Annotated in this window: 9 protein-coding genes; all 9 read left to right on the forward strand. The window is 64.8% G+C overall.

Annotated features, from left to right (window positions below; genetic code table 11):
- Positions 1-50 precede the first annotated feature (50 nt).
- The 9 genes from IFO71_RS09075 (at position 51) to IFO71_RS09115 (ending at position 23,745) form a co-directional block, all read left to right on the forward strand.
- Entirely contained in the window at positions 51-12,935 is a 12,885-nt protein-coding gene (locus IFO71_RS09075; RefSeq protein ID WP_332309352.1) for an SDR family NAD(P)-dependent oxidoreductase, read from the forward strand.
- A complete protein-coding gene (locus IFO71_RS09080) occupies positions 12,932-17,002 on the forward strand; it encodes an SDR family NAD(P)-dependent oxidoreductase (protein ID WP_192029317.1) in 4,071 nt (1,356 codons plus the stop codon). The genes IFO71_RS09075 and IFO71_RS09080 overlap by 4 nt, the downstream gene beginning before the upstream one ends.
- 42 nt (positions 17,003-17,044) lie before the next feature.
- On the forward strand, positions 17,045-18,304 hold the full coding sequence (locus IFO71_RS09085; RefSeq protein ID WP_192029318.1) for a hydroxymethylglutaryl-CoA synthase family protein: 1,260 nt from the start codon (positions 17,045-17,047) through the stop codon (positions 18,302-18,304).
- On the forward strand, positions 18,304-19,098 hold the full coding sequence (locus IFO71_RS09090) for an enoyl-CoA hydratase/isomerase (RefSeq protein WP_192029319.1): 795 nt from the start codon (positions 18,304-18,306) through the stop codon (positions 19,096-19,098). The genes IFO71_RS09085 and IFO71_RS09090 overlap by 1 nt, the downstream gene beginning before the upstream one ends.
- A complete protein-coding gene (locus IFO71_RS09095) occupies positions 19,080-19,847 on the forward strand; it encodes a polyketide synthase (RefSeq protein ID WP_332309353.1) in 768 nt (255 codons plus the stop codon). The genes IFO71_RS09090 and IFO71_RS09095 overlap by 19 nt, the downstream gene beginning before the upstream one ends.
- Before the next feature lie 63 nt (positions 19,848-19,910).
- The gene (locus tag IFO71_RS09100) at positions 19,911-20,165 is read left to right on the forward strand and encodes an acyl carrier protein (protein WP_192029320.1); all 255 of its coding nucleotides are present in this window, start codon (positions 19,911-19,913) and stop codon (positions 20,163-20,165) included.
- Between the two features lie 34 nt (positions 20,166-20,199).
- A complete protein-coding gene (locus tag IFO71_RS09105; RefSeq protein WP_192029321.1) occupies positions 20,200-21,432 on the forward strand; it encodes a beta-ketoacyl synthase N-terminal-like domain-containing protein in 1,233 nt (410 codons plus the stop codon).
- A gap of 33 nt (positions 21,433-21,465) precedes the next feature.
- Positions 21,466-22,704 carry an ACP S-malonyltransferase gene (gene fabD, locus IFO71_RS09110; protein ID WP_192029322.1) on the forward strand — a complete coding sequence of 413 codons (1,239 nt, stop codon included), beginning with the start codon at positions 21,466-21,468 and terminating at the stop codon, positions 22,702-22,704.
- A 6-nt stretch (positions 22,705-22,710) separates the two neighbouring features.
- A complete protein-coding gene (locus tag IFO71_RS09115; RefSeq protein WP_192029323.1) occupies positions 22,711-23,745 on the forward strand; it encodes an acyltransferase domain-containing protein in 1,035 nt (344 codons plus the stop codon).
- The last annotated feature ends 1 nt before the right edge of the window (position 23,746 follow it).

Here is a 23,746-nt window from a genome sequence, read left to right on the forward strand (position 1 = left end):
GTTTGAAGGGTAGGGAAAGGCGTTAAGGACTTGAGAGAACGGATGGCATGGTGGATTTCGTCGAATACATCGTTACCGAGCTGAAAAGCAGGCGTCTGGGCAAGGCCAGCGCGCTGGAGCTGATTCGGCAGTTCTCCGGCCGTCGGGCAACGCCAGCGCGGTTGCATCCGCTGCTGCATCTGAATGTCTCGACCCTGACCCGGCAGCGCTACCGCACCCAGCTGAGCGGCAATGAGTTCTTCCTGCGTGACCATCGGGTGAGGATGCCCACGGGCGCCACTGTCGCCGTACTGCCGGGCGTCGCCTATCTGGAGATGGCCCGCGCGGCGGTCGCCGATGCGGTACCCGAGCTTGCAACCACCTCGCTGATTGCATTCGAGAACGTGCTGTGGCTATCGCCGTTCGCGGTCGAAGGCGAGCGCGCGATTTTTATCGAACTCGAGCTGATCGAACTCGATGCAGACGAGGATGTACTCGCATTCAGCGTGTTCAGCGAAACCGACACCGGGCAGCGCATCGATCACGTCTCCGGCCGCGTGCGCTTCCATGATCCTGAGAACTACCGGTTTGACGATGGCGACGCAGCGGCGCTGGATCTGGCCGCACTGCGCGACGCGATGCGCCGTGAACACTGGGATGCCGACGCGGTCTACCGGCGGTACGCGCAGATCGGCATCGACTACGGCCCGGCGCACCGCGGCATCCTCGCCCTGGACAGCGGCGACGGCCAGGTCCTGGCCGATCTCGCGCTACCTGACGCGCTGGCCGGCGAGGACAACGCCGCCTACATCCTGCATCCGTCACTGATCGACAGTGCCCTGCAAGCGGCCATCGGACTGGGTGGGCGCGATGCGCCGCCCGCCGACCCTATGCTGCCCTTTGCGTTGGAATCGCTGCGCATGCTCGGCGACTGCGCGCAGCAACTGCATGCGTTGGTGCGCCGTGTCGATGATTCATCCGACGATGCGACGCAGATCACCCTTGATCTGGATCTCTGCGACGCGAACGGCACGGTCTGCGTGCAGATGCGCGGCTTCCGTGCGCGCCGCTTCGACGCCGGCAGCGCCGCCGCGCAAGCACCTTCCACCGTCGAAACCCTGGTCGCGGTGCCGCAATGGAGCGAACCGCGCCCGCGCCGAACCGCATCGATCGGCACGCCAGACTTCGCGCAACTGCGGGTGCTGCTTTGTGATGATGTCGGCCTCGATTGCGCCGCGCTGTCGGCCCTGCGTCCGGGCAGCGTGGTGGAGTCGCTGTCGGCAGCCGATTCCGCACATCCAGCGCTGCGCTTTGAGGCCATCGCGCTGCAGGTGTTCGAACACTTGCAGAATGCACTGAAGCAGACCGACGGCGAAGCGACGCTGCTGCAATGCGTGATTACCGATAGCGCGGAAGGGCGGCTGCTGACCGGCTTGGGCGGCATGCTGCGAACCGCAGCGCTGGAGCACCCTGCGCTCACCACGCAACTCCTGGTAGTGCAGGCACAGACGACGCCGGAAGCGCTCGCTGCCGATCTGGCCGAAGCCGCCACGCAGCCGCAGCGCTCGCCCCTGCTCTCGTGCGCGGCAGGATTGCGCACGCTCGACTGGACACTCCTGCCTCAGGAACCCACGGTCGGCGACCTGGGCAACTCGCCCTACCGGGAAAACGGGGTCTACCTGATCACCGGCGGCCTCGGCGGTCTCGGCGGCCTGTTCGCTCGCGACATCCTCCAGCATGCACAACGCGCGCAGGTCGTGCTGACCGGGCGCTCGGCGCCGAACGCCGACATTGCCGCGCGACTGGACGCATTTGGGTTTGGCGATCGGCTGCAGTATCGCCAGCTCGACCTGGACGATGCTGCACAATGCCGTCGCGTCATCGATGCGATCGGTGACCTCGGTGCGCTGCGCGGCGTGCTGCACTGCGCCGGTGCGCGCAGCGACGAGTTGATCGTGAAAAAGGCCGTCAACGATGTGGCCGCGGTGCTGGCGCCCAAGGTGCGCGGCAGCTGGCATCTCGACGACGCCAGTGCGAATGCGGATCTCGATTTCTTTGCGCTGTTCTCGTCCGGCGTCTCGGTGTTCGGCAATGTCGGGCAGGCCGATTACGCGGCCGCCAACGGCTTTCTCGACGCGTTCGCAGCCTTCCGCCAGGCGCGCGTCCTGCAAGGACAGCGATCAGGCAAGACGTTGACGATCGACTGGCCGCTGTGGGACGAGGGCGGCATGCGTCCGGATGCCGAGGGCGTGCGCCTGCTGCAGGCACAGACTGGCATGCTGCCGATGCGCAGCGCGTCGGGTATCGCGGTGTTCCGCCGGATGCTGGCGTCCGAATATGCGCAGGCACTGACGGTTGAGGGCGAAGGCGGCCGGCTGCGCCGACTGTTCGATGCGCCGGCGGCCGTTGCGCCGCGCCGTGCGCCGACACGCCAGGCCACACAGGCGCTCGCGACGCGCGAGTTCGATGTTACAGCGGGCGACGCTTCCATAGATGCGGTGGTCGGTTCCGGCAACGGCAGCAGCGAGCTGACGGCGCAGATCCGCGATTTCCTGCGCAGGGAGTTCGCCCCGCTGCTGAAGCTTGCGCCGGCGCAGATCGATATCCACGAGGCACTGGAAAACTACGGCATCAATTCGATCCTGGCGATGAGCCTCACCGCCCAGCTCGAAAAACATCTCGGTCCGTTGTCGAAGACGCTGTTCTTTGAGTATCAGACGGTCGCGGCGCTGGGCGAACATCTGGCGCAGGCCTATCGGGCTCCGCTGCAGACGCTGCTGGCGCCGGCCGTTGAGCAGACGTCGCCGGCCAGCGCTATCGCGCCGGCCGCACCGGCTCCACGAACAGTGCCCGCCGCGGCGCGCCCGGAGGCGCGGCCGTCGCTGCGCGGCAAGGGCCAGGGCCCCAAGGCCGATGGCCTGCTGCGCCGCGCGCCGTCCCCGCACATGACATCCGAGCGCGCGCTATCCGAGCCTATCGCCATCGTCGGGCTCAGCGGGCGCTACCCGGAAGCCGAAACGCTGCAGGATTACTGGCGCAATCTGCGCGACGGCAAGGACTGCGTGGTCGAAATTCCGGAGTCGCGCTGGCGCTGGCAGGACTACTACAGCAGCGACCGCGAACAGCCCGGGCACTACAGCAAGTGGGGCGGTTTCATCACCGGCGTCGATGAGTTCGACGCACAGTTCTTCAACGTCTCGCCGCGTGAAGCGCCCTACATCGACCCGCAGGAGCGGCTGTTCCTGCAGCACGCCTGGATGGCGATGGAGGATGCGGGCTATTCGCGCAAGGGTCTGCAGATGTCGCACGGCGACACCCTGCCCGGCCAGGTCGGCGTGTATGCCGGGGTGATGTACGGCGAGTACAACCGTTCCGGCAGCCTGGCCAGCATCGCCAACCGGGTGTCGTACGTGCTCAACCTGCACGGACCAAGCATGACGCTGGACACCATGTGCTCGTCATCGCTGACCGCGATCCATCTGGCCTGTCAGGATCTCAAGCTGGGCCGCACCGATATGGCGTTGGCCGGTGGCGTCAATCTCAGCATCCACCCCGACAAGTACAGCATGCTGAGCGCGGGGCAATTCATCTCCAGCGACGGCCACTGCCAGAGTTTCGGCGAAGGCGGCGACGGCTATATTCCGGGCGAAGGCGTGGGTGTAGTGGTGCTGAAGCGCTTGTCTGACGCGCGGCGCGATGGCGATGCCATCCATGCCGTGATCCGCGGCAGCGCGCTGAACCACGGCGGCAAAACCAACGGCTACACGGTGCCCAATCCGCAGGCACAGGCCGCGGTGATTTCGGCGGCGCTGAAGGATGCCGGCGTCGATGCGCGTCAGATCAGCTATATCGAAGCGCATGGCACCGGCACCAAGCTGGGCGATCCGATCGAGATCGCGGCCCTTAGCAAGGCGTTCCGCGAACACACCGCGGACGCGGGGTTCTGCCTGATCGGTTCGGCCAAGTCGAACATCGGTCACTGCGAATCGGCGGCAGGCATCGCCGGGCTGACCAAGCTCATCCTGCAGATGCGCCACCGTCAGATTGTGCCGTCATTGCATTCGCAGCGGCTGAATCCCAACATCGATTTCGCCAGCACGCCGTTCGAGGTCAACCAGTCGCTGCGCGAGTGGGACGCGCCGCTGGTCGATGGCAGGCGCATGCCGCGCATCGCCGGCCTGTCCTCGTTCGGCGCCGGCGGCGCGAACGCGCACTTCGTCATCGAAGAACCGGCCGAGAATGCGCAGCCCATCGTGCAGCCCATTGTGCAGACGGGTATGCCGGTTATCGTGCCGCTCTCCGCGCGCAGCTCCGAGCAGCTGCTGCAGGCGGCGCGGAACCTGCTGGCCTTCCTGCAGGACGCCGTGGAAGCGGGTCAGCGGATTGATCTCGCTGCCTTGGCGTACACGCTGCAGGTCGGGCGTGAGCCGATGGAAGAGCGACTGGCTTTCGTCGTCGATTCCGTTGACCGCTTGCAGCAGTTGCTGCGCACATGCGTCGATGCCGGCGCGGCCGCTGCCGCGGTCGACGGCGCCTATCGCGGCAACCTGAAGGCGCACCGCGAGATGCTGGGCCTATTCGCTGCCGATCCCGATTACGAGGAAGCCCTCGGCAAATGGATCGCGCAACGCAAGCTGGCCAAGCTGGCCGAGCTGTGGGCGAAAGGCTTCGATCTTGACTGGCGCAAGTTCCACGGACAGCAGACGCCGTCGCGCATGCATCTGCCGACCTATCCGTTCGCCAGGGACAAATACTGGATCGATCCGATCAAGGGGATGTTCTCCCACATCACCGCAACGGGCGCCGCGTCCGGTACCGAGTCGCGCGCGACCGCCGGCAACGCATTGCATCCGCTGCTGCACGAAAACACCTCCGATCTCGAACAGCTGCGCTACACGTCGCTGTTCCAGCCGGACGCGCCGTTCGTCGTCTCCGACAGCGCCGGCGCGCAGCTGCCCTCGTCGGTGCTGCTGGACATGGCGCGCGCTGCCATCGCCTGTGCCAGGCGCGCGTCGCCCGCCACCGCGGTGGTCGATCTGAGCGACGTGTGTTTCGCCTCGTCCTTCATGGTCGATGGTGCGACCCCGCTGCACATCGCGCTGACCCCATCCGGCGATGATGACAGCATCGAATTCGACATCTTCAGTGGCGAAGGCGAACACGAGTACGTGCACGCGCAGGGCCGCGGCCGGCTGCTGCCGACGCAGGCCGGTGCGATGTCGCCCGCGCAGATTGTAGACACCGCACTGGCCGCATTCGTTGCCACGCCGGTGCTGGAAAAGCCCACTGCCATCGCGCTGCCGGCACCGGCAGCGGTGCCGGCGAACTTCGGCTGTCTGCTGCCGAAGCCGAACGCTTCGCGTCTGCCCATGCTGAATGCGACGACACTGGCCGCGACGATGCCGACTGCGATGGCCACGACCGCGGCCGTGCCCGTCGTGCCGACGGGCAATGCGGCAGCGTCGAACGAGGTGTTAAGGGGCGTGATATCACCGAGCGCCGCTGCACCGCGCATCGCACCGCCCGCGCAGGACGTCCGCGGTTTCCTCAAGCGTACGCTGGCGCAGGCGCTGTATCTCGACGAAGCCACCATCGACGAGGACCGTCCCTTCGTCGATCTGGGTCTGGATTCGATCGTCGGCGTGGAATGGGTCAAGAACATAAACAAGGGCCTGGGTCTGGAAATCGGCGCGACCCGGGTCTACGACTACAGCAATCTGGCGGCGCTGGCTGCCTTTGTCGAAAGCCAGTTGGTCGAAAGCCAGTTGAGCGCCGTGCCAGCCCAGACCGTGACAGCCGAGCGGGCCGTCGCGCGCTCGGCCAGCGTGCAGGCGTCGCCGGCAGCCGCTGCGCCCGAGCCGGTTAAACCTGCGGTCGCCGAGCCTGCTGTTGCCGTTGTACAGCTTGCCCCGACCGCGCAGCCCGCGCCCGTCGCGCCGGCCGTCGTCGGCGTCGACTTCGATGCGCTGAAGCGGTCGTTGCGTTTGAGTTTGGCGCAGGCGCTGTACCTGGACGAAGCCGCGATCGACGACGAGCGCTCGTTCGTCGACCTGGGGCTGGACTCCATCGTCGGCGTGGAATGGGTGAAGGCGATCAACAAGACCTACGGACTTGAGGTCTCGGCGACCCGGGTCTACGACTATTCGAACATCCAGGCACTGGCCCGTTTCCTTCAGGGCGAACTCGCATCGCGTCCACAACCGGCCGTTCCCGCGCCTGCGCTTGAGGCGCCCGCGCGTCCTGAATCCGCCTCCGTGTCAGCGCCCGCCGCGCAGCGCGAAATGCCGGTGACGGCGGCAACGCGGGTGTCCGCTGGCGACGGCATCGTCCTTCAGCGTCGTTCGCGCGCGCCTCAGGCGCGGCCCGCGGTCGCAGAGCCGCGCAACGACGAGAAGATCGCCATTGTCGGCATGTCCGGACGCTATCCCGGCGCTAACAATCTCGACCAGCTCTGGCGCAACCTCGCCGAGGGTCGCAACTCGATCCGCGAAATTCCGCCGGAACGTTGGGACGTGGATGCGTATTACGACCCGACGCCCGGCACACCGGGCAAGGTGTACTGCAAGTGGCTCGGCATGCTCGATGGCGCCGAGCATTTCGACCCGATGTTCTTCCAGATCTCGCCGTCCGAAGCCGAGGTCATGGACCCGCAGCATCGCCTGTTCATGCAGGAAGGCTATCGCGCCTTCCAGGACGCCGGCTATGCCGGCGCCGCGCTGAGCGAGCGCAAGTGCGGCGTCTACATGGGCATTATGAGCAGCGAGTACTCGTTCCTGCTGGCCAAGGGCAATCCGCAGAACATCGAAACGACCAGCAACAGCTTCGCGATCGGCGCGGCGCGGATTGCCTATCACCTGAATCTGAAAGGGCCGGCGATTCCTGTCGACACCGCGTGCTCGTCCTCACTGGTCGCGATCCATCTCGCCTGCCAGGCGCTGTTGAACCACGAAATCGACATGGGGCTCGCCGGAGGCGTGAGCCTGTACCTGATTCCCGAGTCCTACCAGGGCATGTGCCGCGCCGGCATGCTGGCGCACGACGGTCAGTGCAAGACCTTCGACAACAGCGCCGATGGCTTCGTGCCGGGCGAGGGCGTCGGTACGGTGGTACTGAAGCGTATGTCCGACGCCGAGCGCGATGGCGACAGCATCCACGGCGTGATCATCGGCTCCGGCATCAACCAGGACGGCAAGACCAACGGCATCACCGCGCCCAGCGTCAACAGCCAGATCGAGCTGCTGCGCGACACCTATCGCCGCTACGCGATCGACGCCTCGTCGATCGACTACGTGGAAACCCACGGCACCGGAACCAAGCTCGGCGACCCGATCGAACTGGAAGCGCTGTCGACCGTGTTCAAGGAGCACGGCGCCGGCAAGAACGCCTGCGCGCTGGGCGCGGTCAAGACCAATCTCGGTCACACCTCAGGCGCGGCCGGCGTTGCCGGCGTGCACAAAGTGCTGCTGAGCCTGCGCCACAAGGCCTTGGCCCCGAACGTGAACCTGCGGCACGAGAACGCGATGTTCGACTTCGCCGCCTCGCCGTTCTACCTCAGCCGGACCCATCACGACTGGCGTCCGCTGGCGGGTCGCAAGCGTCGCGCAGCGGTCAGTGCATTCGGCTTCAGTGGCACCAATGCCCATGTAGTGATCGAAGAGTACCTGCCCGCGCTGCGTTCAGCGGGCGCGGCCGCGCCAATAGATGCGTCGCCCTGCATCGTCCCGCTATCCGCTCGCAGCGCAGCGCAGCTCATGGTGATGGCACAGGATCTGCTCGCGTTCCTTGACGAGCGCACGGAGATCGCATTGCGCGATCTGGCCTACACCCTGCAGATCGGGCGCGACGCGATGCGCGAGCGCTGCGCGTTCGTCGTCGATTCGGTTGACGAACTGCGCATGCAGTTGCGCGAATTTCTGTCGACTTCCGGCGGCGCCAGCCATCGCGGCACGCTGTCGCGCAGCCAGGATGCCGTGATTCCGACCGAAGAGGCGGCCGATCTGCTGCGGCGAAACGGCCCGCGTCGGTCGGCTGAGCTCGCCGCGCTTTGGGCGCAGGGCGCGACGATCGAATGGCCGTCACTCTACCCGGACCACCTGCCGCAGCGTCTTCACGGCTTGCCGGGCTATCCTTTCGCGAAGGAACGCTACTGGCCACGGCCGGTTGCATCCCTTGCCCCGATCCCAGGTCAGGCCGGCGACCGTGCGCCTGCCGCAACGCCAGCCGTGCCTGCGCCGCTGCCTGCGCTGGGCAAGGAAGAGAAACGGTCGACCTGCTATGCGCCGGTCTGGCGGGACGCCGCGTTACCCGCGCCGCTCGCCGCGTTCGGGCCCGACGACGTGCTGCTGATCATCGACACCGATGATCAACTGTTCGAACAGATCCAGGCGCGCCTGCACATCGCGTCGCCGCTGAAGACCATTTTACTCGTCCGTCTGGGCGATGCCTTCCGCCAGGACGCCGCCGATCACTACTGCGTGGATGCCACTCAGCCGCAGCAGTTCGAGTCGCTGCTGGACACGCTGAGACACCAGGGCCGTACGCCGACCCGGGTGATCCACAATGCCAACGCCGCGCGCCTGTCGCCGCAGCGGACGACCGACGAAGCTATCGAACGCGCCCTGCATGCAGGGATCGATGCACTGTTTGGCTTGTGTAGGGCGCTAGCCGGTGCCGGCGCGCAGCAGGCGCCGTGTGCGTTCGTGTCGTTCTTCCACGCCAGCGCCGAGGCCAACACTGCGCCCTGCGAAGCGTTGGCGGCCTTCTACCGTTCGTTGGCGCTGGAGAACAATCGCTATCACGGCCGCGTGCTGTCGATCGAGCACGACGACATCGATCCCGCGACCAGCGTCATCGACACCGTAACGGCGCTGATCGACGAACTGCAGGCCGCGCCGCAGCGCGAAACCGAAGTCCGCTACCGGACGCAGGGCAGCGCGGCGGGCCAGCGCTCGGTGCGCGCGCTGGCGCTGCAGTCGCCGGAACACGCGACGGCCGGGCCGATGCCGCTCAAGCACGGCGGAACCTACCTCATCACCGGCGGCCTTGGCGGTCTGGGCCGCCTGTTCGCCCGCCATCTGGCTGAACACTACCGCGCCAGGCTGGCCATCAGCGGGCGCTCGACACTCGACGCACGCGGCGAGCAAGCGCTGGAACAACTGCGTGCGCTCGGCGCAGAAGCTGTGTATCTGCAGGCGGACATCACCGATGCGGAGCAGACGCGCACACTGATCGCCGACATCAAGGCGCGCTTCGGCGCACTGAACGGCGTGCTGCATAGCGCCGGCGTCAACGACGATGCGCTGCTGATCCGCAAAGACCACGCACAGTTCCGCCGGGTGCTGGCGCCGAAGGTGCAGGGCACTCTGCAGCTGGACCGATTCACCGCCGAAGAGCCGCTGGATCTGTTTGTGTTGTTCTCCTCGGGCGCTGGCAGCTTCGGCAACGTCGGCCAGACCGACTACGCCTACGCCAACGCCTTCATGGACGCGTTCGCCGACCATCGCGAAGTCGCCCGGGCGCGCGGCACGCGCTACGGCAAAACCCTGTCGATCGGCTGGCCGTACTGGCTGGCCGGCGGTATGCAACTGTCTGCGGCTGGTCTGCGACGTACCGAAGAAAAGACCGGGCTGTGCGCGCTGCCGACCGAGATCGGTTTCGATTACTGGAACATGCTGTTGCGTTCTGGTCTATCGCGCGCGCTGTCGCTGTACGGCTATCCCTCGAAAATCGCCGCCTACTGCGATCCGTCCAGGGCAGTCATGTCGAACGAGCCGGCCGGCGCGGCGGCAATCGACCGCGAGGTTCTGCTGACGCAGACCCGCGCCTATCTGTGCGGGCTGGTGCATGCCGAAACCAGGATTCCGCTCGACCGAATCGAGATCGAAGAGCGTTTCGAGGCGTTCGGCTTCGACTCGATCATGATCGGTCGCTTCCACGCCGCCATGGAACAGGACCTCGGCGATCTGCCGAAGACCCTGATGTACGAATACGAGACTGTGGACGAGTTGGCCGCGTACCTGGTCGATCAAGCGACGGCCGCGCTAACCGTGAAGTTCGCCGGCGAGGGCGTGACACCAGGCGTCGTCAGCGCTGCCGAAAACACGACCAATGCCACGCCATCGACCGCCCCATCCAGCGACAGGCAAACGCAGCCGCCGGTGGCTGCCCCTGCGCTAAATGCGCACACGCATGCCGAGCCGATCGCCATCATCGGCGTGCATGCCTCGTTCCCGCAGGCCGACGATATGGAGGCGCTGTGGGCGCATTTGCGCGCCGGCACCGATCTCATCGAAGAGGTGCCCGCGAACCGTTGGGATGCGGCGTCGTTCTACCACCCCGACCCGGCGCAGTCCGAGCACGGCAAGATCTATTGCAAGCGCGGCGGCTTCCTGCAGGACTTCGATAAGTTCGACGCTGGCTTCTTCAACATCGCCGATGCCGAAGCCGACATCCTCGACCCGCAGGAGCGCCGCTTCCTGCAGTCTGCCTGGTCGGCGATCGAAGACGCCGGCTACACGCGCGAACGCCTGAAGCAGCGCTACCCGAAAGGCAAGAGCGCCGATGTTGGCGTCTACGTCGGCGTGACCACCAACTCCTATCAGATGCTGGCACCCGAAGCCTGGCAGCAGGGGCGCATGGTCACGCCCAGCGCGATGCCCTGGTCGATCGCCAACCGCGTCTCCTACACCCTGGATCTGCAGGGCCCGAGCATTCCAGTCGACACCGCGTGTTCGTCGTCGCTGGTGGCGGTGCATCTGGCCTGCGAAAGCCTGCGCCGCGGCGAGTGCCAGCTCGCGCTGGCTGGCGGCGTCAACCTGTATCTGCATCCGGCCAAGTACCATTCGTTTTGCCATCGTCGGATGCTCGCGCTCGGTGATGCCTGCCGTAGCTACGGTGCCGGCGACGATGGCTTCATCCCCGGCGAAGGCGTGGGCACCCTGGTACTGAAACCGCTGCGTCTGGCCGAACGCGACGGCGACAGGATCTACGGCGTGATTCGCGGCAGCGCCTACGACCACAGCGGCCGTTCCAGCGGCTACGCCACGCCCAACCCGAACGCGCAGGCACAGGTCATCGCGCAAGCGTTGGCCCAGGCCGGCGTACCCGCGCGCAGCATCGGTTTCATCGAAGGCCACGGCACCGGCACGCGAATGGGCGACAGCCTGGAAGTCGCCGCCATCACCCAGGCCTTTGCCCAGCAGACGGCCGACACCGGGTTCTGCGCACTGGCGTCGCTGAAGGCCAACATCGGCCACGCCGAGTCCGCCACCAGTATTGCCGGCATCGCCAAGATCCTGATGCAGTTCAAGCACCGGCAGATCGCGCCGAGCATCCATGCCGAGGTGGTGAATCCGGATATCGATTTCGCCCGCTCGCCGTGCGTGCTGCAGACCGGCCTGAGTGCCTGGGATGCCCCGGCGGGTGCACCGCGTCGGGCCCTGATCAACGCATTCGGTGCCGGCGGCGTCAACGCCTGCGCGGTGCTGGAGGAATATGTTGCTCCGGAATCGGTAACCTCCGCCGACGCGTCTACCGCAGTGTCCGGCTCATCGCTGTTCGTGCTGTCGGCCATGACCATCGAGCGCCTGCGCGAATACGCCGGTCGGTATGTCGATTTTCTCGCGCTCAATCCCGGCTGCGATCTCGCGGCGCTGTGCCGCACCGGGCAGATCGGCCGCGAGGCCATGCCCCAGCGGCTGGCGCTGATCGTCGGCAGTGTGCAGGAACTGCGGCAGACCCTGCAGCGCTGGCTCGACGCCGACATCGGTCTCTCCCGCACGGCACGGCTGTGGCAAGGTGGGGGCGAAGCGGTCGGCCGCACCGCGCGCGAGCAGCGCGAAAAGATGCAAGCGCTGTGCGCCGCCGCCGATCTCGCCGGGTTGGCCGAGTTCTGGACCCAGGGCGGCAAAGTCGATTGGCAGTTGTTGCAGGATTCAGTCGGCGCGACGCTGTGGCCGGCCGCTGGCGCGCCGGTCTATCCGTTCGCACGCGATCGGCATTGGGCAGTCGACCTCGCCGCGATCGAGACGGCACCAGCGAGCACGCCGTCGCGCTTGCATCCGCTGATCTCGCACAATGCCTCGACGCTGGAGCGGGTGCGCTTCGATGCCGCGCTCGCCGGGGATCAGTACTACGCCCTTGATCATCGGATCCAGGGCCAGGCGGTGTTCCCGGGCGCAGGCTTTATCGAAATGGCCTGCATCGCAGCGACGGTCGCTGGTGAACGACGTGTACGCCGGCTCAAGGACATTTATTGGGTTCAGCCGCTAACGCTGACCGGTCCGCAGCCGGATCTCAGGATCGGACTAGGAAATGCGAGCGGCGAGAGCGTGGAATTCGTCGTCACCACCATCGACGACGAACACGAGACCGTCGTGCATTGCGAAGGCAAGGCATGCTTCGACGCTCGCGGTGGTTCGGCGTCGTCATCGCGGGTGTCGCTGCCGGAATGGCGTCAGCGCTGCGGCGAAAGCCATGACGGCGAACGTTACTACCAGCGCTTCCGGCGCCTCGGCTTCGACTATGGCCCGACGTTCCAAGTGATCGACGAGGTGGCGATCGGCAACGGCTGTGCCTTGGCCAGGCTTGTGCTGGAGCCATCCCTGGCGAAGGAATTCGAGCAGTACGTGCTGCATCCCTGCCTGATCGACGGTGCATTGCAGACGGTCGTGGCCCTGCTGGCTGCCGACGAAGGTGGCGTGCCGCACTTGCCGTTTGCGATCGACGAGATCGAAATCCTCGGCACGCTGACGCCGCGTTGCCTCGTGCTGGCGGAGCGTTCCCACGCCAGCGACGGCGCGAGCACCGGCGTGCTGATGTTCAACGTGCACGTCCTCAGTGAAAGCGGCGAAACGCTGGTGAAGATCAGCAACTTCTACCTGCGCGCCCTGCTGCCGCCTGCGTCGGGCATCGCAACCAAGGAACAAACCCGACGTTCAGTGGCGGTGAATGCATGAAGACCTCGGCATCGATGATCGCGAACAACCACTACCCGGTCGGCGAATTCAGCTCCGTGTTCGATGGCAGCGAGCCGTTTCTCGCCGACCACATCATCCAGGGGCAGAAGATCCTGCCGGGCATGGCCTACCTTGAGATCGCCCGCGCCGCGGTGGCGGCATCGGCGCCTCCGGGGAACGACGCCATGCTCGTGCTGAGCGACAGCGTGTTCGTCAATGCATTGACGGTCAAGGGCAAGCGAACGGTCACGGTGCGGGTGTATCCGGGCGCTGCAGCTCAGTTCGGCGTCGAAGTGAGCACCGAGCAGGGTGTGCATTTCCAGACCCGTGTGTCGTTGCAGAAGACATCTGAGTGCCTGACCAACAAGGGCTATGCGCCCGTGCTGGATATCGCGCGGCTGAGCGCTGCGATCACCCGTCCCGGTCCAAGCAAATCGGCGTTCTACCAGACCTTCAGGAATCGCGGCGTTCAGCTGGGTCCGTCGCATCGTGGTGTTGAGGAGATCTTCCTCGGCGACCCAGGCGAGGGTCTGGCCACGATCCGCCTGCCGGGCGCGTCTGCGCGCGGCATGGTGATGGATGCCGGTGCGCTCGACAGCATCATCCAGAGCGGTCTCGCGCTGGTCGATAATCCGGAGGCCGACGTCGTACCGTTCGCGGTGCTGAACACCTTGGTGGTCGGCGCACTGACCGACAGCATGATCGTTCATATCCGTCAGCGCGCCGACGGCATGCACTATGTCGCCGCCGATGAGCAGGGCAATGTGCGGGTAATCATCGAAGGGTTCCAGACCCGCGAGATTGATCTGAACGCCAAGCAGGATCGCTTGAGCTTCTATCGGCCGGTCTGGAAAAACGCAGCGCCGCCAAATGTCGATGACATCGCAGTGCAGGTGGTGGAGGCGAGCGACGACTACGTCGCGACGACCAAGGCGCTACTGGCGGCGGCCCAGTCCCTGGCATCGGACAAGCAGACCCGCTCGGCCCTTGAACTGCACGTTAAAGAGCACAATCAGGCCGCACGCGGGCTGTGGGCGGCGTTGAAGACGGTGTCGATCGAGCATTCGCAGATCGATGTCCGCTTCAAGTCGGGGGGCGCCTATATGGCGCTGACCCACCAGGATGCCGACGCTGACATCGGCAACGAGTTCGAATGGCACAACGGCAGCACCGCGTTGATCAGCGGCGGACTCGGTGCGCTGGGCTTGCTGGTCGCACAGGACATCGCCGAACGCACGACCGGCAGCACCCTGATTCTGCTGAGTCGGCGCGCGCCGAATGAGGCGGAGACTGTGCGCATCGAAGCACTGCGGGCAGCGGGTGCGAACGTGGTTCATCGCCGCTGCGACATCACCCGGCTCGATGAGGTCGAGAAGATCGTCGCCGAGCATTGCGGAATCAATCTCGTGGTGCACGCTGCGGGGCTGCTCGACGACGCCTTGCTGATCCACAAGACCGCCGATGCCATCGACAGGGTACTCGCGCCGAAGCTGCAGGGCATCGAGAACCTCGATCGCGCCACCGCCGGTTGCCCGCTTGAACTGTTCGTTGCGTTCTCGTCGGTCGCTGGCGCGCTCGGCAACGCCGGGCAGTTCGACTATGCAGCCGCGAATGGCTACATGGACGCCTACATCGAAGCGCGCTCGGCGCGCGTGCGTGCACAGCAGGCGCAGGGCCTTTCGCTCGGCATCAACTGGCCGTTGTGGGAAGAAGGGACGATGCAGATCGACGACGCCAGTCGCCAGACGCTCGCCCGCACCTATGCGATCAAGCCCTTACCGAGTGCAGAAGGCCTGAAGGCGTTGCGTCTGGCCCTTGCCTCGCCGCACGCCAATCTGCTGCCGCTTTACGGTCAGAAGCATGCCCATGCAGCCCTGTTCGCGCCGCCGAAGATCGCCGCGGCGGATCTGCGGCCGCAGCACTCCTCGGCCGAACTCGACAAGCTGCAGCGCGAGATCCTGCAGGAGATGCGCCTGCAGGCGGCGCAGCATCTGAAGATGAAGCCGAATCAGATCAACGAGAGCGAAGACTGGACCAACTTCGGTTTCGATTCGATTCTCATCTCAAGCTTCGTCTCGCATCTGAACAACGTCTACGACCTGAATCTGATGCCGACGGCGATGTTCGAGGCGTCGAACCTGCTGCGCTTCAGTCAGTTCCTGGCCGAGAACCACGCGACGCAAATGAGCAGGAAGTTGGGAGGGGCCAAGGCCGCCGCCCCGGCAGCGAAGGTGCCGGCGAATGTCCCGCCACCGGCCGTGTCGGCGGTTGCGGATGGCACCGCGGTGTCGCAGTTCGCCCGCCGATTCCGCGAAGCCTACCGCAACCAGAGCAGCTATCGCGATGAAGACATTGCCGTAGTCGGCATGAGCTGCCGCATCGCCGGTGCGAACAACCCCGATGAATTCTGGCGGATGCTCGATGAGGGGCGCGACATGATCAGCGAGATCCCGCAGGAGCGCTGGGACTGGCGCGACTATCCGGGTGTCAGCCGCTGGGGTTCGTTCGTTCCCGGCATCAAGGAGTTCGATCCGCTGTTCTTCGGTATTTCGCCGGCGGAAGCAAGCTACATGAGCCCAGAGCAGCGGCTGATGATGCAATCGGTCTGGGAATGCATCGAGGATGCCGGCTACGGCGGCGACACGCTGAAGGGCAGCAACACCGGCATCTACGTCGGCGCCGGCCCGAGCAGCTACACCACCATGATGAGCCACCTGCCGGTCGAAGCCTATTCGGTGACTGGCACCTTGTCCTCGGTGGGGCCGAACCGAATCAGCTACTACATGGATTGGCACGGCCCCAGCAATCCCATCGACACCGCCTGCAGCAGTTCGCTGGTGGCGGCACACCGCGCCATCGAGGCGATCCGCGCAGGCCACTGCGATGTGGCCCTGGTCGGTGGCGTGAACGCCTTGCTCTCGCCCGATGTGTACATCAGCTTCGCCAAATCGGGCATGTTGTGCGAAGACGGTCGCTGCAAGACGTTCTCCGACCAAGCGAATGGTTATGTGCGGGGCGAAGGCGTCGGTACGCTGATGCTCAAGTCGCTCAGGGCCGCCCAGCGCGATGGCGACGACATCTACGCCGTCATCAAGGGTGCGGCCGAGAATCACGGCGGACGAACGACCTCGCTGACCGCGCCGAATCCCAACGCCCAGGCCGCGGTGATCCTGCGTGCCATCGAGGACGCCGGGATCGACTTCCAGCGTGTCGGTTACATCGAGTGCCACGGCACCGGCACCGAGCTCGGCGATCCGGTCGAGATCAGCGGATTGAAGGCCGTTGCCAGGGAACTGCTCGACGCCGATGCCACCGCGGAAAAGCAGATCGCCGCGCCCTGTTACCTCGGCAGCATCAAATCCAACATCGGACACCTTGAGTACGGCGCGGGCGTCGTCGGCATGATCAAACTTATCCTGCAGATCCGCCACAAGAAGATCGCGAAGAGCCTGCACTGCGACACGATCAGTCCGTTGATCGACCTCAAACGCACGCCGTACCGCATCGCGCAGCAGGCGGTCGACTGGGAGGTTCCGTCCGGACAGACACGGATTGGCGGGGTCAGCAGCTTCGGCTTCGGTGGCGTGAACGCGCACGTGGTGATTGAGGAATATGTCGATCCCGGCTCAGGCTCCAGCGCGGAGAGCACCGACAACGAGCAACTGCTGGTGTTCTCGGCGCGCAGCGCGGAGACCCTGCACGCGACCCTGCGCGCCTATCCCGAATTCCTCGCCAGGACCGACCGCAGTGCGGACACGCTGCAGCGCATTGCCCACACCCTGCAGACCGGCAGGGCCAGCATGCAAGAGCGGGTGGCCTTTGTAGTCCGTTCGATCGACGAGTTCGATGAGCTGCTGAAGGGCTTCCTGGAGGAGAAGGACGATTTCTACCACCGCAAGGTTTACCGCGGGTCCAGCAAGACCGGCAGCGGCGACAAGCTTGATATCGGCGACACCCAGGCAGGGCAGGAGTTCCTGCGCCGACTGGTCGAGACCGGCGAGATCGGCAAGATCGCGGAACTCTGGGTTAACGGTGCGAAGTTGGATTGGCAGATCCTGCGCCGGTAGCGCGCGGAAATTCAGGACTTTGGTTTCTTGGAGAGGGACAGCATGAGAGCAGTTGGCATCGAAGCAATGAACGTGTTCGCTGGCACCGCATTCCTGGACGTCAGGAAGCTGGCCGAGCATCGCGGGCTCGACACCACCCGGTTTGAGAACCTGCTGATGAAGGAGAAGACCGTCGCGCTACCGTACGAAGACCCGATCACGTTTGCGGTCAACGCCGCGAAGCCCATCGTCGACGCGTTGAGCGCCGAGGAGCGGGACCGCATCGAGATGGTGATCACCTGTACCGAATCGGCCTTCGATTTCGGCAAGTCGATGAGCACGTACTGCCACTCGCTGCTCGGGCTGAACCGCAACTGCCGCCTGTTCGAGATCAAGAACGCCTGCTACTCCGGTGCAGCCGGTATCCAGATGGCGGTGAATTTCGTGCTGTCGCAGGCATCGCCGGGCGCGAAGGCGCTGGTGCTCGCCACCGATATCTCGCGCTTCATGGTCGAGGAGGGCGGCGACGCGCTGACCGCCGACTGGTCGTTCGCCGAACCCAGCAATGGCTCCGGCGCGGTTGCGATGCTGATCAGCGACCAGCCGCACATTTTTCAGGTCGACGTCGGAGCCAATGGTTATTACGGCTACGAAGTCATGGACACCTGCCGGCCCACGGTCGACGGCGACGCCGGCGATTCGGATCTGTCGCTACTTTCTTATCTCGACTGCTGCGAAAACGCCTTCCTGGAATACAAGAAGCGCGTGCCGGAGGCGGAATTCTCCGCCAGCTTCACCTACCTGGCCTATCACTGCCCGTTCGGCGGCATGATCAAGGGCGCGCATCGCAACATGATGCGCAAGATGGCGCAGGCCAAGCCGCAAGAGATCGAAGAGGATTTCCAGCGCCGCGTCACCCCCGGCATGATCCACTGCCAGCGGGTCGCCAACATCATGGGCGCGACCACCGCACTGGCGATCGCCAGCACCATCGACCACGGTGACTTCGAAACCCCGAAGCGCATCGGCGCGTTTTCGTACGGCTCGGGCTGCTGCTCGGAATTCTTCAGCGGCGTGGTGCGCAAGGAAGGCCAGCAGCGCCTGCGTGCAATGGGCATCGAATCGCATCTCGATAAGCGCATCGAGCTGACGATGGAGGAGTACGACCGGCTCCTGGTCGGCAGCAATGCGGTCAAGTTCGGCACCCGCAACGTCGTGCTCGACGACACCTTCATTCCCCGCGCCCGCAGCGCGATGGACAAGCCGGTGCTGTTCCTGAAGGAGATCAAGGAATTCCACCGCGATTACGAGTGGGTTGGCTGATGGACGGTAGCTCGATCAACAGCGCCGAATTCAGCGCGCTGCGCATGCGTTTCGACGACGACATCGCGTACCTGCAGATCCACCGGCCGGACGCGAACAACGCGATCAATGATCGTCTGATTGCCGAATTCGCGTCGGCCCTGGACACCTGCGAGGCGCGGGCGAAGATTGTCGTGGTCGAAGGCCTGCCCGAGGTGTTCTGCTTCGGGGCGGACTTCGCTGAATTGCAGCAGAGCTTCGATGCCGGCGGCCTGCCGCAACAGAACCCAACGCCGCTGTATGAAGCCTGGCGGCGTCTCGCGAGCGGGCCGTATGTGTCGATCGCGCATGTGCGCGGCAAGGCGAATGCTGGAGGGATTGGCTTTGTCGCCGCCTGCGACATCGTGCTTGCCGATTCCGCGGCGATGTTCAGCCTCTCCGAGCTGCTGTTCGGGCTGATGCCAGCCTGCGTGCTGCCGTTCCTGGTGCGTCGGATCGGTTTTGCCAAGGCCAACGCCATGACCCTGTTGACCCAGCCGGTTGGAGTGCAAGTCGCACGCGAGTGGGGCTTGGTCGATGCCTACGAGGACAACAGCGAAAACCTGTTGCGCAAGCACCTGTTAAGACTGCGCCGACTCAACAAGACCAGCGTTGCGCGCTACAAGCGCTACATGGGCGCGATCGAGACTTCGATCGTGGCGGCCGAGCCGCTGGCGCTGGCCGCCAATCGCGAGGTGTTCTCCGATGTTGAGAACCTGCAGCGGATCTCGCGCTACGTGAAGACCGGCCAGTTTCCGTGGGAGGGCGCGGCGTGAGCATCGAAAACGTCGTCGACCTGCAGTTCGTCGCTCCGCACGTTGTGCAGATCAGGATGCAGGACCGGGCGAGCAAGAACACCTTTTCCGAGGCACTCACCGAGGGACTGATGAACGCCTTCGCGCAGGTCGAGCAGCTGCCGGAGTGCAAGGTCGTGGTGTTGACCGGCTACGACAATTACTTCGCCAGCGGCGGCACCCAGGAACAGCTGATGAATCTGTCCGAGGGCCGCGGCGCATTCACCGACCGTGCGCTGTATGGACTGCCCTTGCACTGTCCGGTGCCAGTGATCTCGGCGATGCAGGGGCACGGCATCGGCGGCGGATTCGTGCTGGGCATGTTCGCCGATCTGGTGGTACTGGGCCGAGAGAATATCTACACCGCCAATTTCATGCGCTACGGCTTCACGCCGGGCATGGGTGCGACGTTCATCCTTCCACAGAAGCTGGGCCTGGGCCTGGCGACGGAAATGATGCTCTCGGCGAACAACTACCGCGGCGAAGAGCTGCAGCAGCGTGGGATTCCGTTTCCGGTCGTCGCGCGCGACCAGGTCGTGGCGCATGCGCTGGAACTCGCGCAAACCCTGGCCGAGAAGCCGCGGGTCTCGCTGATTAAGTTCAAGGACCATCTCAGCGCGCCGTTGCGCCAGGCGCTGCCCGCCACGATCGCGCAGGAGGTCGAAATGCATGCGGTGACCTTTGCCCAGCCGGAGGTGAAGGCAAAGATCGCCACGCTGTTCGGTACATGAAATCAGCATCAATCCAAACCAAAGCTCAGATCCATACGCGAACACTTAACAAACGAGATCGCCATGACCCTTGAAGATATCTTTGCCACCATCGTCGACCACACCCGAGAAGTCGTGCCCGGACTCGACGAGTATGCATTCCGGTTCACCGACTCCCTGCGCGAACTTGGCGCGAATTCAATCGAGCGCTCTGAAGTCGTGATGCTGACGCTCGAGTCGCTGTCATTGAAGGCGCCGATGGTTGAATTTGCTAAAGCCGAAAACATGGGCGAGCTGGCGACCCTGATGCACGCCCGGCTCTCAGCCTGCGCCGCGTGAACGTGAATCGCTTTCAGGATGGACGGCTCTGAACATGCGTTCCGCTGAGCCCATCGTCGTCTCCGGCATCGGTGTGACCGCGTCGATCGGCCAAGGCCGGCGCCAGTTCACTGATGCGCTGCTGGCCGGCGAACACCGGTTCGCGGCAATGCAGCGTCCTGGCCGGCAGAAGCCGTCTGCGGCCGACGACGGCGGCGCTCCGTTCATTGGCGCGGAGATCGCCGAGCTGCGCATGCCGGAAGCCATTGCCGCGGCGAAGCTGCGCAACCTGTCGTGGTCGGCCCAGGTGGCGCTGGCGACGCTGCACGAAGCGTGGCAAGACGCCGGGCTCGATGACGTCGATCCGCGCCGGATCGGCCTGATCGTTGGCGGGTCCAACATCCAGCAGCGCGAGCTGGCGCTGAGCCAGGCCAAGTATCGGGACCAAGTGGAGTTCCTGCGTCCGACCCATGCGATGACCTTCATGGATACCGATCTGTGTGGCGTGTGCAGCGAAGTCTTCGGCATCCGCGGCCTCGCCATCACTGTCGGTGGCGCGTCTGCGAGCGGACAGCTGGCCGCGATCCAGGCGATCGAGGCGGTGCGCTCAGGGCAGGTCGATGTCTGCATTGCGCTGGGTGCGCTGATGGATCTCTCGTTCTTCGAGTGCCAGGCGTTCCGTTCGCTGGGCGCGATGGGCTCGGATCGTTTCGCCCGTGAGCCCGAGCGGGCCTGCCGGCCGTTCGACCGCAACCGCGACGGTTTCATCTACGGCGAAGCCTGCGGAGCGATCGTGGTCCGCCGCGCCATCGACGCCACGCGCACCCCGTACGCCGAAGTCAGGGGCTGGGCCATGGCCTGGGACGGCAACCGCAATCCCAACCCATCGCTGGAAGGCGAAACTGCAGTGATCCGCGGCGCCTTGGCAATGGCCGGGCTGTCTGCGGAGGCGATCGACTACGTCAATCCGCACGGCACCGCCTCGGTGGTCGGCGATGAAACCGAACTGGCCGCGCTAAGCGCCACTGGGCTGAATCGCGCCTATCTCAATACAACCAAGTCGCTGCTGGGGCATGCACTCAGTGCCGCCGGCATGGTGGAACTCATAGCGGTGATGCTGCAGATGCAGGTTAAGCGCCTGCATCCGTCGCGCAATCTGGATCAACCCATCGACGCGGGATTCCGCTGGGTGGGTTCGACTGCCATCGATCACGTCGTCGAGCGCGCGCTCAACATGAGCATGGGCTTCGGCGGCATTAATACAGCGATCTGCCTGCAACGCGGCTGATCCCACTTCATACACAGGCTTCAGGAGGATTCGATGAAAACCTACATGTTCCCGGGGCAGGGCTCGCAGGCACGCGGTATGGGCGGCGATCTGTTCGATGAATTCCCGGAGCTGACGGCAAAGGCCGACAAGCTGCTCGGCTACTCGATCAAGGAACTGTGTCTGGAAGATCCGCGGCGCGAACTGAATAACACCCAGTTCACCCAGCCGGCGCTGTACGTGGTCAATGCGCTGTCGTACTACAAGCGGATCCAGGACACCGGCGAGACACCCGATTACCTGGCCGGTCACAGCCTTGGCGAGTTCAATGCGCTGCTGGCGGCCGAATGTTTTAGCTTCGAGACCGGCCTGAAGCTGGTGAAGAAGCGCGGCGAGTTGATGAGCGCGGCGACCGAAGGCGCAATGGCCGCCATCGTCAACGCCAGCCGCGAGCAGGTCGAGGACGTGCTCAAAGAGAACGGGTTGAGCCACGTCGACATCGCCAACCACAACACGCCGCAACAGATCGTCATCTCCGGGCCCACCGCCGACATCGCTGCCTGCCAGGAGATCTTCCAGTTCGACCGGGTGATGTACGTGCCGCTCAATACCAGCGGCGCGTTTCATTCGCGACTGATGATGCCAGCGCGGCAGAAGTTCGAGGCCTTCCTCAAGAAGCGCAAGTTCTCCAAACCGAAGATACCGGTGATTGCCAACCTGACGGCCAAGCCCTACCCGAATGCTGCCGTCGTCGAATACCTGTCGAAGCAGATCTCCAGCACGGTGCAGTGGAGCGACACGATCCACTACCTCATGTCGCTCTCGGATGCGATGGAATTCGTCGAGATTGGCCACGGCAATGTGCTGGCGAAGATGATCCTCAAGATCAAGCAGATCGCCGCGCAGGAAGTCGCGGAGCAGGCGCCGCAAGCACCAGCGCCAGCGCAAGCCGAGGAGAAACCGGAGACTCGGAACGTGCGTGCCGTCGATGCCGTAGCGCCGACGTCGGCAAGCGCCGCGAACGATGCCGGCAACGCGCGTGGAGAATCAAATGACAGTGCGCGCACCGATCGTTTCGCGCTCGCCGAGCAGAAGGTCGCGGCCTGGAACCGCCGCCATCCGGTCGGCACCCGAGTGAAGTCGCTGGTGGAGCACGGCGCGCTGGTCACGCGTACGCCGGCCGTGCTGCTGTTCGGCCATCGTGCGGCCGTCTACATGGAGGGCTTCAACGGTTATTTCGATCTCGACGAGCTGTCACTCGACGATTCGCTTGACCAACAGTCGGCGGCCTGATCCTCCATGCGCCTACCTCTTGTCTTCATGTTTTCCGGGCAAGGCTCGCAGTACCACCAGATGGGACGCGAGCTTTACGACCGGCATCCCAGATTTCGACTGTGGATGGACCACTGCGATGAAATCGCCGCGCCGCTGATCGGCGGCTCGCTCTGCGACGTGCTGTACCGCGACGGCGACAAGGGACAGCCGTTCGATCGCCTGCTGCACACCAATCCGGCGCTGGTCGCGTTCGAGTTCAGCCTGGCGCGGGTGCTGATCGAAGCGGGCGCCAGCCCGGACTATCTGCTTGGCTACAGTCTGGGCGAACTCACTGCCGCGATCGTCGGCGAAGCGCTGTCCATCGAGCAGGGCATCGGCTTGGCGGTCGATTACGCCCGGCTGATTGAGGCTGAAAGCCCGCTGGCGACGATGCTGGCGGTGGTCGACGTGCCCGACATCGAAACGCGCTATGCCGACCAGTTCGCGGGGTGCTGGGTGACCGCGCGCAATTTCGACCGACATCTCGTGGTGACCGGGCCGGTCGACGCGATTGCACCCTTGCGCGAAGCACTGGCGCGAGACGGCGTGGTGCATCAAGTACTGTCTGTTAAGTACGGCTTTCACACCGAAATGCAGCAGGCGCTCGAAGCGCCGTTTATGGCGCTGGCAAGAACCTTGGACTTCGCACCGCTGCGCACGCCGATGGTGTCGTGTCTGGACGGCCGGGTGTACCACGGTGACAGCGATCCCCAGGACTGGCTGCGGCGCATGTGGACCACGTTCCGCCAGCCGGTCGAATTCGCTTCCACGGTGCGCAGTCTGCTCGACAGGGGCGACTTTCATTTCCTCGATGTGGGCCCCAGCGGAACCCTGGCGACCTTCGTCAAGTACCTGCTCCCGGCTGACAGCGCATCAACCTTTAACGATGTGATCAATCCCTTCGGCATGGACGAGCAGAAATACCGCGGCGCGCTGCAGGCGATCGGCCTCAGCGATGCCGCCAGCACCGCGGACGAACTCGGCAACGTCTCCTATTCCGCACGGAGGGCGTTCGTTTGAA

This window comes from Pseudomarimonas arenosa, assembly GCF_014841215.1.
Lineage (GTDB): Bacteria > Pseudomonadota > Gammaproteobacteria > Xanthomonadales > Xanthomonadaceae > Pseudomarimonas > Pseudomarimonas arenosa.

What these genes read in the sequence shown, in the direction of transcription:
- IFO71_RS09085 (WP_192029318.1), top strand. Translation starts at nt 17,045, where the DNA reads ATGAGAGCAGTTGGCATCGAAGCAATGAACGTGTTCGCTGGCACCGCA.
- IFO71_RS09105 (WP_192029321.1), top strand. Translation starts at nt 20,200, where the DNA reads ATGCGTTCCGCTGAGCCCATCGTCGTCTCCGGCATCGGTGTGACCGCG.
- IFO71_RS09080 (WP_192029317.1), top strand. Translation starts at nt 12,932, where the DNA reads ATGAAGACCTCGGCATCGATGATCGCGAACAACCACTACCCGGTCGGC.
- IFO71_RS09100 (WP_192029320.1), top strand. Translation starts at nt 19,911, where the DNA reads ATGACCCTTGAAGATATCTTTGCCACCATCGTCGACCACACCCGAGAA.
- IFO71_RS09090 (WP_192029319.1), top strand. Translation starts at nt 18,304, where the DNA reads ATGGACGGTAGCTCGATCAACAGCGCCGAATTCAGCGCGCTGCGCATG.
- IFO71_RS09115 (WP_192029323.1), top strand. Translation starts at nt 22,711, where the DNA reads ATGCGCCTACCTCTTGTCTTCATGTTTTCCGGGCAAGGCTCGCAGTAC.
- fabD (WP_192029322.1), top strand. Translation starts at nt 21,466, where the DNA reads ATGAAAACCTACATGTTCCCGGGGCAGGGCTCGCAGGCACGCGGTATG.